The organism is Nocardia sp. CDC159 (assembly GCF_023740735.1).
GTDB classification, from domain to species: Bacteria; Actinomycetota; Actinomycetes; order Mycobacteriales; family Mycobacteriaceae; genus Nocardia; species Nocardia pulmonis.
Genome location: NZ_JAMRXH010000010.1, coordinates 142,655 through 156,409, shown reverse-complemented (window position 1 = coordinate 156,409; position 13,755 = coordinate 142,655). Strand labels below are relative to the sequence as shown.

Below are 13,755 nucleotides of genomic sequence, written 5' to 3'. Positions count from 1 at the left end.
AATTCGAGTTCCTTTGTGGGTGATTAGGTTCGTGGGTCAGACACCGATCGCGGCGAGCTCGGCCTCGATGGCCGTCTCGAGCCGCTCCCGGATCTCGGGGACCGCGATCTTCTGGATGATCTCGTGGAAGAAACCGCGCACCACCAGGCGGCGGGCGGCGTCCTCCGGAATACCGCGAGCGCGCAGGTAGAACAGCTGCTCATCGTCGAAACGCCCGGTGGCCGAGGCATGTCCGGCGCCCAGGATCTCGCCGGTCTCGATCTCCAGGTTCGGCACCGAGTCGGCGCGCGCGCCATCGGTGAGCACCAGGTTGCGGTTGGCCTCGTAGGTGTCGGTGCCCTCGGCCTCCGCGCGGATCAGCACATCGCCGACCCACACCGTGCGGGCGTCGCCCTTCGAGGAGTTCGGATCGCCCTGCAGCGCGCCCTTGTACAGCACGTTCGACTTGCAGTGGGGCACCGCGTGATCGACCAGCAGTCGCTGCTCGAAATGCTGACCCGCGTCGGCGAAGTAGAGGCCGAGCAGTTCGGCGTCGCCGCCGGGACCGGCGTAGCGCACGGTGCCGGTCAGGCGCACCACATCACCGCCGAGGGTGACCGAGGTGTGGCGCAGGGTGGCGTCGCGGCCGAGCCGGGCGTGATGCGCGGTGGCGTGCACGGCGTCGTCGGCCCAGTCCTGCACCGCGACGACGGTCAGCTTGGCGCTGTCGCCGAGCACGAATTCCACGTTCTCCGCGTAGGTCCCGCTGCCGCGCTGATCGAGGACCACCGTGGCGACGGCGAAGTTGTCCAGGCGGATCTGCAGGTGGCCGTAGGCCGTCTTCCCCTCGCCGGGACCGGTGACGGTGACGGTGACCGGCTCGGCCACCTCGGTCTCCTTGCCGACGGACACGATGGTCGCCCGCTCGAAGCCGGAGTACGCCTGGGCCGCAACGCGATCGGACGGAACGCCCGCCGCGCCGAGACGGGAGTCGGTGCGGTCCACCGTCTCCACGGTGACGCCGGAGACGGGGGTCACCTCGACCGAGGCCTCGCCGTCGCGGGTGGCGGTGCCGTCGTGCAGGCCGCGCAGCCGACGCAGCGGGGTGAACCGCCACGCCTCGTCCTTCGCCGAGGGCACCTCGAAGGCGTTCACGTCGAAGGACGTGAACACCTCGCCCTTGTTCAGCGCCGGGCTCAGCCCATTGGTCGCTCCGCGGGCTCCGCTCCGGTGAGCCTCGGCGGCCTCGGCAACGTTCTCGACCGGCATCAGCCGACGGCTCCTTCCATCTGCAGCTCGATCAGGCGGTTCAGCTCGAGCGCGTACTCCATGGGCAGTTCCTTGGCGATCGGCTCGACGAAGCCGCGCACCACCATCGCCATCGCCTCGTCCTCGGTGAGGCCGCGGCTCATCAGGTAGAACAGCTGGTCCTCGCTCACCTTGGAGACGGTGGCCTCGTGGCCCATCGTCACGTCGTCCTCGCGGATGTCGACGTAGGGGTAGGTGTCGGAGCGGCTGATCGTATCCACCAGCAGCGCATCGCATTTCACGGTCGACTTCGAGCCGTGCGCGCCCTTGTTGACCTGGACCAGGCCGCGGTACGAGGCCCGCCCACCGCCGCGCGCCACCGACTTCGACACGATGGTCGAGGAGGTGTGCGGCGCCAGGTGCAGCATCTTCGCGCCGGTGTCCTGATGCTGGCCCTCGCCCGCGAACGCCACCGACAGCACCTCGCCCTTGGCGTGCTCGCCGGTCATCCAGACCGCCGGGTACTTCATGGTGACCTTGGAACCGATATTGCCGTCGATCCACTCCATGGTCGCGCCCGCACCCGCCTTGGCCCGCTTGGTGACCAGGTTGTAGACGTTGTTGGACCAGTTCTGGATGGTGGTGTAGCGGCAGCGGCCGCCGTCCTTGACGATGATCTCCACGACCGCCGAATGCAGCGAGTCGGACTTGTAGATCGGCGCGGTGCAGCCCTCGACGTAGTGCACGTAGGCGCCCTCGTCGACGATGATCAGGGTCCGCTCGAACTGGCCCATGTTCTCGGTGTTGATCCGGAAGTAGGCCTGCAGCGGGATGTCGACGTGCACGCCCGGCGGCACGTAGATGAACGAACCGCCCGACCACACGGCCGTGTTCAGCGCGGAGAACTTGTTGTCGCCCGCCGGGATGACCGAGCCGAAGTACTGCTTGAACAGCTCCGGATGCTCCTTGAGACCGGTATCGGTGTCGAGGAAGATGACGCCCTGGGACTCCAGGTCCTCGCGGATCTGGTGATACACGACCTCGGACTCGTACTGGGCGGCCACACCGGCGATCAGGCGCTGCTTCTCCGCCTCCGGGATGCCCAGCTTGTCGTAGGTGTTCTTGATGTCCTCGGGCAGCTCGTCCCAGCTGGCGGCCTGCTTCTCCGTGGAGCGCACGAAGTACTTGATGTTGTCGAAGTCGATGCCGTCGAGGTTGGAACCCCAGTTCGGCATCGGCTTGCGATCGAAGATGCGCAGCGCCTTCAGGCGGATGTCGAGCATCCACTCGGGCTCGTTCTTCTTGGCCGAGATGTCGCGCACGACCTCCTCGGACAGACCTCGCTTGGCACTGGCACCGGCGACATCCGAGTCAGCCCAGCCGTAGCCGTACTTGCCCAGGGAGGCGATCGTCTCCTCCTGGGACAGCGGCTGCACCTGGTCGGTGGTCGTCGTCATTCGGCACTCCTTCCGGAGTCGTTCGTGGTCTCCGCTGCGGGCTGGGCAGCGGCCTCATCTGAGTTCTGGTTGTCGCCACTCGTATTCGGCAGTACGAACAGCGGGACGTGGGTGGTGCAGGCGCAATCGCCGTTGGCGATGGTCGCCAGCCGTTGCACGTGGGTGCCGAGCAGGTCGCGGAACGCCTCCAGCTCGGCGGCGCACAGCTCCGGGAATTCCTCGGCGACGTGCGATACCGGGCAATGATGTTGGCAGATCTGCACACCCGCTCCCACTTTGCGGGTCGAGGCCGCGAATCCGGCGTCGGTGAACGCCTCCGCGATCTCGTCGGCCTTGGCGGCCGTGGCGTCGGGCGTATGCCGGGCGAGCTTGTCGATTCCGGCCACGATCGTGGCGACCCGCTGCCGGGCGAAATCGACGATCGCCCGGTCCCCGCCGATCGCGCGCAGCTGGCGCATGGCCGCACCCGCGAGATCGTCGTAGGCGTGGCCCAGGCGGCCGCGGCCCGCGGCGGTGAGCTGATACTGCTTGGCGGGCCGGCCGCGGCCCTTCTGCTGCCACGGCGCGGACCGGGTCGCGCGCGCCTCACCGGATTCGATCAGCGCGTCCAGATGCCGACGCACCCCGGCCGGGCTCAGGCCCAGTCGCTGACCAATGGCGGTCGCGGTGATCGGGCCCTCCTCCAGCAGCAGCTGGACGACCGCCGCGCGGGTCTGCCCCTCCGCCGTCGGCGTCGCGGGCACGACAGCGGTCCGGGCGTCGTTGCGACGCCCGGCTTCCGTCTCCACGTTCCGCAAACCCACGGTTTTCACAACATCAGTGTGACGGAATTCCTTCCCGCATTCTAGTAAGGGTGACCTGAGTAAACGGCCGCCGCACCGGGGGTTCGTGCCTATTCCGCCGGTCGGTGTGATGATTTCCGCACTTCCCACACATAACGGAACGGTCGCGGCCGCCGTGCGCGAGACGAATCCCGCAATATCGCGACGGCGAACTAGGCTCAGCAGCGTGGTGGCACTCGAGGGCGCTCGGCGCAGCATGGTGGAGTGGGGACGCCGGGCCTTGGGCCTGGATGTCCCGCCCGCCGATCACACCATCGCCGTCCTGCACAGCGTGGAGACCGAGGTCCCCGGACTGGATGCGCGAGAGACCCGTCAACTCGGGCGGATTCGGCTACTCGGGGCCACCGGGACGGTCCTGATCGGCATCAGCGCCCTGGGGGTGGCCGCGCAGCCGGTGCTACAGAATCCGGTCTCCGGGGTGCGCGTGATCGGAGTGTTCGCGCGCTGGCAGACCTCGTCGCTGGCGCTGTCGATGATCGGCACGGTGCTGGTCGTGCTGGCGTGGTTGCTGTTGGGGCGCTTCGCCGTCGGCGGACTCGGCGGCGAGCCGGTGCACCGGCTGAGCCGGTCCCAGCTCGATCGGACCCTGCTGCTGTGGATTCTGCCGCTGTCGGTCGCGCCGCCGCTGTACTCCACCGACGTGTATTCCTATCTGGCGCAGAGCGAGATCGCCAAGCGCGGGATGGACCCCTATGTGGTGGGTCCGGCGCAGGGGCTCGGCGTGGGCGATGTGCTGACGATGAACGTGCCCAACATCTGGCGCGAGACGCCCGCGCCCTATGGCCCGCTCATCCTGTGGATCGGGCGCGGCATCTCGCAGCTGACCGGGGACAACATCATCATCGGCGTGTGGTGCCACCGACTCATCGCACTCGGCGGGGTGGCGCTGATCGTCTGGGCGCTGCCGCGGCTGTCGCGACGCTGCGGCGTCGCGGGGGTGAGCGCGCTGTGGCTCGGCGCGGCGAATCCGCTGGTGCTGTTCCACCTGGTGGCGGGCGTGCACAACGACGCGATCATGCTCGGGCTGATGCTCGCGGGCCTGGAGTTCTGCCTGCGGGCGATCTCGGACGAGGGCCGTGAGGTCGACAACCGGTTCGATCGGCGGGAGTGGACGCTGCTGATCTTCGGCGTGGTCGTCATCGCGCTGTCGTCGACGATCAAGATCTCCTCGTTGATAGCGCTGGGCTTCGTCGGCATGGCGCTGGCCCGGCGCTGGGGTAGGGGCATCCGGTCGGTGCTGGCGTCGGCCGCGCTGCTGGGCGCGATCGCCCTTGCCACAACGCTTTTCGTGAGCCTGGCCAGCGGGCTGGGGTTCGGCTGGCTCTATACGCTCAACACCGCCAGCGTGGTGCGCAGCTGGATGTCGATGCCGACCGCCATCGGCATCATCACCGGATTCGGCGGCGTGTTGCTGGGGCTGGGCGATCACACCACCGCCCTGCTGAGCATCACCCGGCCGATCGCGCTCGCCGTGGCGGGCTTCGTCACCCTGCGCATGCTCATCGCCACCTGGACCGGGCGGTTGCCCGCGGTCGGCGCGCTGGGCGTCTCACTGGGCGCGATCGTCTTGCTCATGCCCGTGGTGCAACCCTGGTATCTGCTCTGGGCGATCGTGCCGCTGGCCGCGTGGGCGACCACCCCGGCATTCCGGGTCCCGGCGGTGGCGTTCTCGGCGGTGGTGAGCGTGATGCTGATGCCGCGCGGTGCGGATTACGGGGTCTTCCAGATCATCGAGGCCGCGATCGCGGCGGTGGTGGTGACGGTGTCGTTCATCGTCGCGACGCGGAATCTGTTGCCGTGGCGCAAACCTGCGGGGGTGTCTGCTCCGTCACAGCGGGCCGCGGCCTACGGTATTTCTTCGTGAGCGCGCCCCCTGAGCCTGCCGTCCGCGTCGACGGTGTCGTGAAACGGTACGGCGACGTCACCGCGGTCGACGGGCTCAGCTTCGAGGTGCACCGCGCCGAGGTGCTGGCCCTGCTGGGCCCCAATGGCGCGGGCAAGACCACGACCGTGGAGATGTGCGAGGGCTTCGGCGCGCCCGATGCCGGTGCGGTGCGGGTGCTGGGTCTGGATCCGATCGCCGACTCCGACGCGCTGCGACCGCGCATCGGGGTGATGCTGCAGGGTGGCGGCGCCTATCCCGGGTCGCGGGCCGGGGAGATGCTGGATCTGGTCGCCGCCTATTCGGCCGATCCGCTGGATCCGGACTGGCTGCTGGACACCCTCGGCCTGCACGAGGCGCGCCGCACGCCGTATCGACGGCTGTCCGGCGGGCAGCAGCAGCGGCTGGCGCTCGCGTGCGCGCTGGTGGGACGGCCGGAGCTGGTATTCCTCGACGAGCCCACCGCGGGGATGGACGCGCAGGCGCGACATCTGGTGTGGGAGTTGATCGATGCGCTGCGCCGCGACGGGGTGAGCGTGCTGCTGACCACGCACATGATGGACGAGGCCGAGCAGCTGGCCGACCGACTGGTCATCATCGACCACGGCCGGATCGTCGCCGAGGGCACCCCCGCCGAGGTGACCTCCGCGGGCGCCGAGGGGCAGCTGCGCTTCACCGCACCGCCGAAGTTGAACCTGGGCCTGCTGAAAAGCGCCCTGCCGGAGGGCTTCTCCCCCACCGAGACCTCCCCCGGCTCCTATCTGCTGCAGGGCGACATCACCCCGCAGGTGCTGGCCACGGTGACGGCGTGGTGCGCCCGGATCGACGTGCTGCCCACCGACATTCGCATCGATCAGCGGCGGCTCGAGGACGTCTTCCTGGAGTTGACCGGGCGGGAGCTACGCGGGTGATGAGGAGTACTGCCGTGACCACGTCGACCGAACGTTTCGCACCGGGCACCTTCACCCCCGCTCCGCGCCCCGCGGCCCGGCCCGCGATGCTGGCGGCCCAGACTCGCATGGAGCTGATCCTGTTGCTGCGCAACGGCGAACAGCTGCTGCTGACCATGTTCATTCCGATCGCGCTGCTGATCGGGCTGACCCTGCTGCCGATCAGCGGTCTCGGCGAGCACCGCGTGGATCGGATCGTGCCCGCGGTGATGATGGTGGCGATCATGTCCACCGCGTTCACCGGGCAGGCCATCGCGGTCGGATTCGATCGGCGCTACGGCGCACTGAAACGGCTGGGCGCCACCGCATTACCGCGCTGGGGCATCGTCGGCGGCAAATGCGCCGCGGTGCTGATCGTGGTGGTGCTGCAATCGGTGCTGCTGGGAGCCATCGGCGCGGCGCTGGGCTGGCGGCCCTCGCTCGGCGGGCTGATCTGCGGAGCGGCCGTGATCGCCCTGGGCACCGCCACTTTCGCGGCGCTGGGGCTGCTGCTCGGCGGCACGCTCAAGGCCGAGATCGTGCTGGCGCTGGCCAATATCCTGTGGTTCGTCATGCTGGGCACCTCCAGCCTCGTCTTCGCCGCCGGCAATGTGCCGCACTGGTTGAGCGTGGCCGCCCGGATCATTCCATCCGGGGCGCTGGCCCAGGCGCTGGAACAGGCCCAGCGGCTCGAGGTCGACTGGTACGGGTTGATCGTGCTCGTCGGATGGGGTGTGGTCGGCGGCTATTTCGCGGTCCGCTGGTTCCGTTTCGACTGATCGATCAGCCCGCTTACGCGGTGGGCAGCAGCCGCTGGGCGAGTAGCGCGGTCACCGCGGTCAGCAGCAACAGGGCGATGATGTAGCCCGAGAACAGGGCCGGGTGCGCGGCGAACTGCTGCTTCAGCGCGGGAGTGGTGCCGCCGAAAACCGCGGAGGTGATGCTGTACGGCAGTGCCATCACGGTGACCCGATGGCGGGCCGGGGCGAGCATCGCGGTGGCTCCCGGCAGGATCGCCGCCAGGGTGACCACGCAGACCGCGGAGACGACGATGAGTATCCAGTAGGTCGAGAGGGTGGCCGAATTCAGCAGCAGTTGCATCGGCAGCGTCGCGATCGCCAGCACGATCGCGGCACCGGCCATCCAGCGCAGCGCACCGAATCGCTGTGCGAGCGTGCCGAACAGCGGGGCGGCGGCCATATACGCCAGCTGCGCGACCACACCCGCCCAGAGCACCTGCGCGTCGGGCATTTTCAGCACGGTGATCGCATAGCTGGTCGGCGCGGTGATCCACAGGTAGTACGACGAGAGCGTGCCCGCGGTGAGCCCCGCCACGGCCAGACCCGGCCCGAGCAGCGCCCGCCACTCCCGCCGCCAGGTCACCGGTTCGGTTGGGCCGGGCCGGGTTTCGGGCAGCGCGCGCCGGGCGAGCAGGAAGATCACCGAACCCGCCGCGGCCACCAGGAACGGGATGCGCCACAGTCCGTCCCGCAGCGCCGCCGCGCCGAATCCCGCCGCCAGTCCGGCCACGAACAGATTCGCGGCGATGGTTCCCAGGCCGTAGAAGATCGAGTACACGCTCGTGCCCGCGATGCGCCGGCCGGGCGGGGCGGTCTCGTAGAGATACGCCTGGGCCACGGCCTGTTCGCCGCCGAAGGAGAAGCCGAGCAGCAGCCGCCAGAGCAGCAGCAGGATCGGCGCCGCGGCGCCGATCGTGGCGTGGCCCGGCGTGATCGCCATGCCCAGCGTCGCCACGCCCGCGAGCGCGAGGGACAACATCAGCGCCGGTCGCCGCCCGCGCCGATCGGCCACCCGGCCCAGCACCAGCGCGCCGATCGGCCGGATCACGAAACCGACGGCGAAGACGCCGAAGCCGTAGAGCACCGACCGGGCCAGGTCGTTGCCGAAGTACTGCGGTGCGAAGTAGACGACGGTCAGTCCGTACAGCGACCACTCGTAGGCTTCGAGCGCGGCGCCCGCGGCAATCGCGGCGATCCGGCGGGCCGGACGCACGGACGGGGAGATCACGGTATTCATAGGCGGGCCCACCCTACACAGCGGTCACTTCCCTACTCCCCGAGCCGGTCCACCGCCTCTCGCAGGGCGCGGAATTCCGCGGCCAGGCCGTCGATCGTGTAATGCGCGTTGAGCCCGCTCGGATTGGGCAGCACCCAGACCTCGGTGTCGCCGAGGGCTTCCGGTTGGCGGCCGACGGTGGTGCGGGGGCGGTCGAAGGCCGTGCGGTAGGCCCCGAGGCCCAGCACGGCGAGCACCCGGGGCCGGTAGGTCGCGACGCGTTCGCGCAGGGCGATGCCGCCGTCGCGCAGCTCCTGTTTGGTCAGCTCGTCGGCCTTGGCGGTGGTGCGCGGCGCGACATTGGTGATGCCCAGGCCCAGATCGAGCAGCGCCTGCTGCTCGTCGGGGCGCAATTGCCGGGGCGTGAAACCCGAGCGATGCAGGGCGGGCCAGAAGCGATTGCCGGGGCGGGCGAAGTGATAGCCCGTCGCGCCCGACCACAGTCCCGGATTGATGCCGCAGAACAGCACGCGCAGGCCGGGGGCGACCAGATCCGGAATCGTCACATCGCGCGCGGCGGCCAGATCGTCGGGGGTGGGGCGGTAGGTCGGGGCGGAACGCGGCATCCGATCAGTCTGCCGGATGCGACAAACGACATCTTGTAGTAGCCCGGCCGATTCGGCCCGATGGGCGGCGACTACGATCGGTGCGTGCTGACTCGCGCCTTTCTGCGACTGGTCGACCTGCTGCCGCTGCCCTCGTTGCGGGCGCAGCGGATCATCGCGCTCGCGGTGATTCTCTCGCAGGCCGGGATCTCCGTGACCGGCGCGATCGTGCGCGTCACCTCCTCCGGACTGGGCTGCCCCACCTGGCCGCAGTGCTTCCCGGGTAGTTTCACCCCGGTCGCGCACGCCGAGGTGCCGGTGCTGCATCAGACCGTCGAATTCTCCAATCGGCTGCTGACTTTCGTCGTCACGCTGTGCGCGGCGCTCGTGGTGCTGGCCGTGGTCCGCGCGCGGCGGCGGCGCGAGGTGCTGGTGTACGCGTGGCTGATGCCGGGCGGGACGGTGGTGCAGGCGGTGATCGGCGGCATCACGGTGCGGACCGGTCTGCTGTGGTGGACCGTCGCCCTGCACCTGCTGGCCTCGATGTTCATGGTGTGGCTGGCGGTGCTGCTGTACGCCGAGATCGGCGAGCCCGACGACGGCGTGCAGGTGTCGCAGGTGCCCGCGCCGCTGCGGTGGCTGACCGCACTGGGCGCAATCGCCTTGGGCGCCACGCTGGTCGCGGGCACGCTGGTGACCGGGGCCGGGCCGCATGCGGGCGACAAGAGTATCGAGAAGCCGGTGCCGCGGTTGCAGGTCGAGATCGTGACGCTCGTGCACGCGCACGCGCAGTTGCTGGTCGCCTATCTGGCGCTGCTGATCGGGCTGGGCTTCGGCCTCGCCGCGGTCGGCATGACCCGGGCGATCCGGGTGCGCTACCTCGTGCTGATCGCCCTGGTGTGCGCGCAGGGCCTGGTCGGTGTCGTGCAGTACTTCACCGATGTGCCCGCCGCGCTGGTGGCCGTGCACGTCGGCGGCGCGGCCGCGTGCACGGCCGCCACCGCCGCGCTGTGGGCGGCGCTGCGGACGCGCGAGAAGGTCGGCGCCGCAGCGGCTTCGGCGGTCGCGCAGCCCGCCTGAGCGGGCCGGGCGTGACCACCTCGGGTGTCGTACCGGATAATTCCGCCATGCCGACCTACGCCTACCGCTGCCGCGAGTGCGGCGAGACCTTCGAACTCGTCCGGCCGATGAGCGAATCCGGTGCTGCCGCACCGTGTCCGGGCGGGCATGCCGACACCGTCAAACTGCTCACCACGATCGCGCTGACCGGATCCGCCGGTGCGCCCGCCGCCGCGCCCGCGCCCGCGGCGGGCGGCTGTTGCGGCGGCGGGTGCTGCGGCTAGGGGGCCCAGTCCGCACTCATGGTGTTCTGGAAGGCCAGGATTCGGCCCTCGCGCACGACGAGGGTCTGCACGCTGTCGTAGTGCCCCTGCCGGGGGCCGTCGGCCACGTCGAGAGCCGTGGCCGTGTGGAGCAGCGTCGTGTCCTCCGACAGCGGGCGGCGGTCCAGTTCCCACATCTTCAAATGACTGTTGCAATAGATGGTGTCGAGGATCTTGCGCGCCGACGCCTCGATCTCGGCCCGGCCGCGCTGCAGTCGAGCCACCACGTCGACGAAGTCGGCATCCTCGCTGAAATGGTCGGCCCACGCCTGACTGTCCCGGCGATTCCAGGCGTCGGCGAGTCCTTCGATAATCCGCTCGATGGTCACGAGCATCCCTCCTCCTATACTTGGAACATCGATCCAAAAGTTGGAACGTTGTTCTAGAAGGAGCATACATGGCCGATGATCTGCCGGGACTAGTGCGGCTGCGGGACCGCCGCGAGGCGCTGACGCTGCGCACGATCCTCACCGCGGCCCGGCGGCTGTTCGCCGAGCGCGGCTACGCGCGCACCCCGATCCGGCTGATCGCCCAGGAGGCGGGCGTCGCGCCGCAGACGATCTACGCCCACTTCGGCTCCAAGGCGGGGGTGCTGACCGGCCTGGTCGATCTGCTCGACGACGAGACCGGCATGCCGGATCTGATCGCCGCCGCGAACCGAAGCTCCGATCCCGCAACACTTCTCGGCCTGCTGGCCGCGGCCGCCCGCCGGATCCGCGAGAACTGCGGCGATATCGTCACGATGCTCGCCTCGGGCGCCGCGGTGGATCCGGATATCGCCGCCACCCAAGCGGAAGGCCAGCGCCGCAATCGCCTTGCCGTGGAAATGATCGTCGGCCGCATTCGCGCGGCGGGGGCGCCGGTCGCCCCGCGCGCGGCCGACGTGGCGGTCGCGCTGATGAGTCTCGGCGTGCACGACAGCCTCGTCGCCGAGGCCGGCTGGTCCTATGACGAATACGAGACCTGGCTGTCCGACATGCTTTTCACCGCCGTCGTCCAGAACGCGGCGGAAGCGCCCACGCCCTGAACGACATTCGCGCCCTGCCTCATCGTCGCGCGGGCAGCGCGGCATCCTTGTGCCCGGCCACGATCTCGCTGAGCCGGAAGACCGCGCGCGGGTCCGGCAGCACATGCTGTTTGGCGAACACCGCGACCCGTGCCAGGCGGCGCACCGCGACGGTGAAAACCCCTGGGGGCCGCGCGATCCCGAGAGTGTCGATCACATGTTCTTCGGAGAACGCCAGGGCCAGCCAGCGGCCGAACCAGCGCAGCGGCCGGGGAAACCAGCGCGTGGCGAACTGATCGAGCAGTGCGTTCGCCAGCCGCTGTCCGGCCGGTGAATACGCGAAATGCGGACCGTGTTCGTAGGACTCGAGCAGTTCTTCCATGCCGTGCCAGGTGTGTGGAATATCGGTGACGCCCAGCCTTTCCGATACCGCGCGCCAATGCCGGAGCTGGGCACGGCGCTCGGTGTCGCTCAGGCCGGGCGCCCCCGCGATTCGGCGCAGGAGCCGGTCGTAGATGAGCGTGAAGACCGCGGCACTGTGCTGGAAGGTATGCGCCGGCATCGGCCAGGTACGGGCGACGCCGGAGTGCCAGTGGCGCACCTGGTCGAGGCCTTCGCGGCTCGCGGCGTCGAACACTCCGTCGTCGATCCAGGAGAACAGCTGGAACATGGTCTCATCGGCGCGTCGGATGCCGTGCTCGTACACCATTCCCGTCCCGTCGCGGTCCACCGCGGCCGCCGACTCCGGTGGTCCGGCGAAGCGGACGAAACCGACGGTATAGAACAGATGCACCACGAGCAGGCTCCTCGGGAGCAGTCGGCAGCTGGTCAGGCGCACGATTCGCGCGCTGTCCGCCTCGGAATCGAGGCGTTCGATCTCGGCGCGCATCCATTTGCAGCCACGCTTCTGGGTTGTCATCGAATCTTTCCGATCACCGGTGGGTTGGGGCATTGTCCGCGAGCTCGTGCGCCGCGACCGGAGCGGGAGGGGTGCGCAGCAGGGCCACGGTCAGCACCGCGCCCAGCGCCGCCAGTGCGGCCGCCGCGGCGAAGGCGACGTTGAGACCGGCGCGGTAGGCATCGGCCGCGGTCCAGTGGCGGGTCACGAGGTCGGCGAGTAGGAGCACGGCGGTGACTCCGAGTCCCGATCCGACGCGCTGGGCGGTATTGACAATGCCGGCGGCGATTCCGGCGTCGGCGGTGTCGACCGAGGTCACCGCGGGTGCGGTGACGCCGACGAAGGCCGCGGGCAGGCCGATGCCGAGCAGCACCGCGCCGGGCAGCACGTCGATCGGGTAGTCGCCGTGTGCGGGCAGGCGGGCGAACCAGGCCATGGCCAGGGCCTGCAGTCCAAGGCCCGCCGCCAGCACTCGCCACGGACCGAAACGATCCAGCGCGAAGGGAATCAGGCTGCGGGAGACGACGATATTCACCACCGCCACGGGCAGCACCGCCAGACCGGACGCGGTCGGGCTGTAGCGCTGCGTGTTCTGCAGGTACAGCGCCAGCAGCGCGAAGGTGGGCACATGCGCCGCGCCCACGAGTGCGTTCACCACGGCCGACCCGCTCACCTGACGAATCCCGAACAGCCGCAACGGCATCAGCGGATGTGGGCTGCGGGCCTCGAGGAATACGAAGCCGCCCAGCAGCGCGAGCCCCACGCCGAGCAGGATGGCAGCGGGAACACGACTCGACTGGTCGCCGAGCGCACCGATGGCATAGCCGACGATCAGCAGCCCGGCCGTGCCGGTGACGGCGCCGGGCACGTCGAGCCGACCCAGGACCCGACTCGACCATGTCGGATCCGGCGGCAGCAACCGGGCGAAGGCGCAGGCGAGCACCCCGACCGGGAGATTGATCAAAAAGACCGACGGCCATCCGAACAGATCGGTGAGCGGTCCGCCGACCGCGGTGCCGATGGCCGCACCGGCAGCGCCCATGGCACTCCAGACCCCGAAGGCGCGATGGCGCGCGGCCGGTTCGGTGAACGCCCTGGTGAGCAGGGCCAGCTGGGCGGGGATGACCACGGCCGCGCCGAGCCCCTGCAACGCCCGGGCGGCGATCAGCACCGCGGGCGTGGTGGCGAGTCCGGCCAGGGCGGAGGCCACCGTGAACACCGCGATGCCGCCGACGAAAACCCGCCGCGGTCCGAGCAGATCGGCGGCGCGCCCACCCAGCAGCAGAAATCCGCCGAAGGCCAGCAGGTAGGCGTTGGTCACCCAGCCCAATCCCGCCTCGTCGAGCCCGAGCTCGTCGCCGATGCTGGGCAGCGTCACATTCAGCACCGTCGTGTCCAGGAAGATCACCAGTTCGACGACCGTGATCAGCAACAGGATCATGTAACACCTTCTCACTAGAGCAGCACTACAGTCAGATTTCACTGTAGTGGCGCTCTAGTCAAGTAGAATT

At 69.5% G+C, this 13,755-nt stretch carries 14 protein-coding genes; 6 read left to right on the top strand and 8 right to left on the bottom strand.

Annotated elements, in window-relative coordinates:
- Positions 1–36: 36 nt before the first annotated feature.
- From sufD to NDR87_RS22635, 3 genes are read right to left on the bottom strand one after another with little or no spacing between them, the layout of a single operon-like run.
- Positions 37–1,248 (bottom strand): Fe-S cluster assembly protein SufD, encoded by a 1,212-nt coding sequence (gene sufD / locus NDR87_RS22645; RefSeq protein ID WP_251914991.1) that lies wholly within the window; start codon positions 1,246–1,248, stop codon positions 37–39.
- A complete protein-coding gene (sufB, locus tag NDR87_RS22640; RefSeq protein WP_251914992.1) occupies positions 1,248–2,684 on the bottom strand; it encodes a Fe-S cluster assembly protein SufB in 1,437 nt (478 codons plus the stop codon). The genes sufD and sufB overlap by 1 nt, the downstream gene beginning before the upstream one ends.
- A complete protein-coding gene (locus tag NDR87_RS22635) occupies positions 2,681–3,487 on the bottom strand; it encodes a helix-turn-helix transcriptional regulator (RefSeq protein WP_372494255.1) in 807 nt (268 codons plus the stop codon). Before NDR87_RS22635 ends, sufB begins: the two co-directional genes overlap by 4 nt.
- A 235-nt stretch (positions 3,488–3,722) precedes the next feature.
- Between NDR87_RS22635 and mptB the strand changes: the two genes are divergently transcribed.
- From mptB to NDR87_RS22620, 3 genes are read left to right on the top strand one after another with little or no spacing between them, the layout of a single operon-like run.
- The gene (gene mptB / locus NDR87_RS22630; protein ID WP_251915235.1) at positions 3,723–5,390 is read left to right on the top strand and encodes a polyprenol phosphomannose-dependent alpha 1,6 mannosyltransferase MptB; all 1,668 of its coding nucleotides are present in this window, start codon (positions 3,723–3,725) and stop codon (positions 5,388–5,390) included.
- Positions 5,387–6,319: an ABC transporter ATP-binding protein gene (locus tag NDR87_RS22625; RefSeq protein WP_251914993.1), complete on the top strand. Its 933-nt coding sequence runs from the start codon at positions 5,387–5,389 to the stop codon at positions 6,317–6,319. Before mptB ends, NDR87_RS22625 begins: the two co-directional genes overlap by 4 nt.
- Positions 6,319–7,116, top strand: a complete 798-nt coding sequence (locus NDR87_RS22620; RefSeq protein WP_372494256.1) for an ABC transporter permease — start codon at positions 6,319–6,321, stop codon at positions 7,114–7,116. The genes NDR87_RS22625 and NDR87_RS22620 overlap by 1 nt, the downstream gene beginning before the upstream one ends.
- A 13-nt stretch (positions 7,117–7,129) precedes the next feature.
- On the opposite strand, the gene NDR87_RS22615 is transcribed toward NDR87_RS22620, so the two are convergent.
- Together NDR87_RS22615 and mug are read right to left on the bottom strand one after the other, a co-directional pair.
- Positions 7,130–8,374 carry an MFS transporter gene (locus tag NDR87_RS22615; RefSeq protein ID WP_251914995.1) on the bottom strand — a complete coding sequence of 415 codons (1,245 nt, stop codon included), beginning with the start codon at positions 8,372–8,374 and terminating at the stop codon, positions 7,130–7,132.
- Positions 8,375–8,406: 32 nt separating this feature from the next.
- Complete coding sequence (gene mug / locus NDR87_RS22610; RefSeq protein WP_251914996.1) at positions 8,407–8,979, bottom strand: G/U mismatch-specific DNA glycosylase; 573 nt, start codon at positions 8,977–8,979, stop codon at positions 8,407–8,409.
- Positions 8,980–9,063: 84 nt separating this feature from the next.
- On the opposite strand from mug, the gene NDR87_RS22605 reads away from it, so the two are divergent.
- Together NDR87_RS22605 and NDR87_RS22600 are read left to right on the top strand one after the other, a co-directional pair.
- Positions 9,064–10,038 carry a heme A synthase gene (locus tag NDR87_RS22605; RefSeq protein WP_251914997.1) on the top strand — a complete coding sequence of 325 codons (975 nt, stop codon included), beginning with the start codon at positions 9,064–9,066 and terminating at the stop codon, positions 10,036–10,038.
- Positions 10,039–10,085: 47 nt separating this feature from the next.
- Positions 10,086–10,301: a zinc ribbon domain-containing protein gene (locus tag NDR87_RS22600; protein WP_251914998.1), complete on the top strand. Its 216-nt coding sequence runs from the start codon at positions 10,086–10,088 to the stop codon at positions 10,299–10,301.
- On the opposite strand, the gene NDR87_RS22595 is transcribed toward NDR87_RS22600, so the two are convergent.
- Positions 10,298–10,675, bottom strand: a complete 378-nt coding sequence (locus NDR87_RS22595; protein ID WP_251914999.1) for an SgcJ/EcaC family oxidoreductase — start codon at positions 10,673–10,675, stop codon at positions 10,298–10,300. The two genes, NDR87_RS22600 and NDR87_RS22595, sit on opposite strands and share 4 nt — an antisense overlap.
- Before the next feature lie 62 nt (positions 10,676–10,737).
- On the opposite strand from NDR87_RS22595, the gene NDR87_RS22590 reads away from it, so the two are divergent.
- Positions 10,738–11,367, top strand: coding sequence for a TetR/AcrR family transcriptional regulator (locus tag NDR87_RS22590; RefSeq protein WP_251915000.1), 630 nt, complete (start codon positions 10,738–10,740; stop codon positions 11,365–11,367).
- Positions 11,368–11,386: 19 nt separating this feature from the next.
- Here NDR87_RS22590 and NDR87_RS22585 read toward each other — a convergent pair whose 3' ends face one another.
- Both NDR87_RS22585 and NDR87_RS22580 read right to left on the bottom strand, forming a co-directional pair.
- Positions 11,387–12,265 carry a DUF2236 domain-containing protein gene (locus NDR87_RS22585; protein ID WP_251915001.1) on the bottom strand — a complete coding sequence of 293 codons (879 nt, stop codon included), beginning with the start codon at positions 12,263–12,265 and terminating at the stop codon, positions 11,387–11,389.
- Between the two features lie 13 nt (positions 12,266–12,278).
- Complete coding sequence (locus NDR87_RS22580; protein ID WP_251915002.1) at positions 12,279–13,685, bottom strand: MFS transporter; 1,407 nt, start codon at positions 13,683–13,685, stop codon at positions 12,279–12,281.
- Positions 13,686–13,755 lie beyond the last annotated feature (70 nt).

What these genes read in the sequence shown, in the direction of transcription:
- NDR87_RS22590 (WP_251915000.1), top strand. Translation starts at nt 10,738, where the DNA reads ATGGCCGATGATCTGCCGGGACTAGTGCGGCTGCGGGACCGCCGCGAG.
- sufD (WP_251914991.1), bottom strand. Translation starts at nt 1,248, where the DNA reads ATGCCGGTCGAGAACGTTGCCGAGGCCGCCGAGGCTCACCGGAGCGGA.
- NDR87_RS22585 (WP_251915001.1), bottom strand. Translation starts at nt 12,265, where the DNA reads ATGACAACCCAGAAGCGTGGCTGCAAATGGATGCGCGCCGAGATCGAA.
- NDR87_RS22620 (WP_372494256.1), top strand. Translation starts at nt 6,319, where the DNA reads ATGAGGAGTACTGCCGTGACCACGTCGACCGAACGTTTCGCACCGGGC.
- NDR87_RS22600 (WP_251914998.1), top strand. Translation starts at nt 10,086, where the DNA reads ATGCCGACCTACGCCTACCGCTGCCGCGAGTGCGGCGAGACCTTCGAA.
- NDR87_RS22595 (WP_251914999.1), bottom strand. Translation starts at nt 10,675, where the DNA reads ATGCTCGTGACCATCGAGCGGATTATCGAAGGACTCGCCGACGCCTGG.
- mug (WP_251914996.1), bottom strand. Translation starts at nt 8,979, where the DNA reads ATGCCGCGTTCCGCCCCGACCTACCGCCCCACCCCCGACGATCTGGCC.
- mptB (WP_251915235.1), top strand. Translation starts at nt 3,723, where the DNA reads ATGGTGGAGTGGGGACGCCGGGCCTTGGGCCTGGATGTCCCGCCCGCC.
- NDR87_RS22580 (WP_251915002.1), bottom strand. Translation starts at nt 13,685, where the DNA reads ATGATCCTGTTGCTGATCACGGTCGTCGAACTGGTGATCTTCCTGGAC.
- NDR87_RS22615 (WP_251914995.1), bottom strand. Translation starts at nt 8,374, where the DNA reads ATGAATACCGTGATCTCCCCGTCCGTGCGTCCGGCCCGCCGGATCGCC.
- sufB (WP_251914992.1), bottom strand. Translation starts at nt 2,684, where the DNA reads ATGACGACGACCACCGACCAGGTGCAGCCGCTGTCCCAGGAGGAGACG.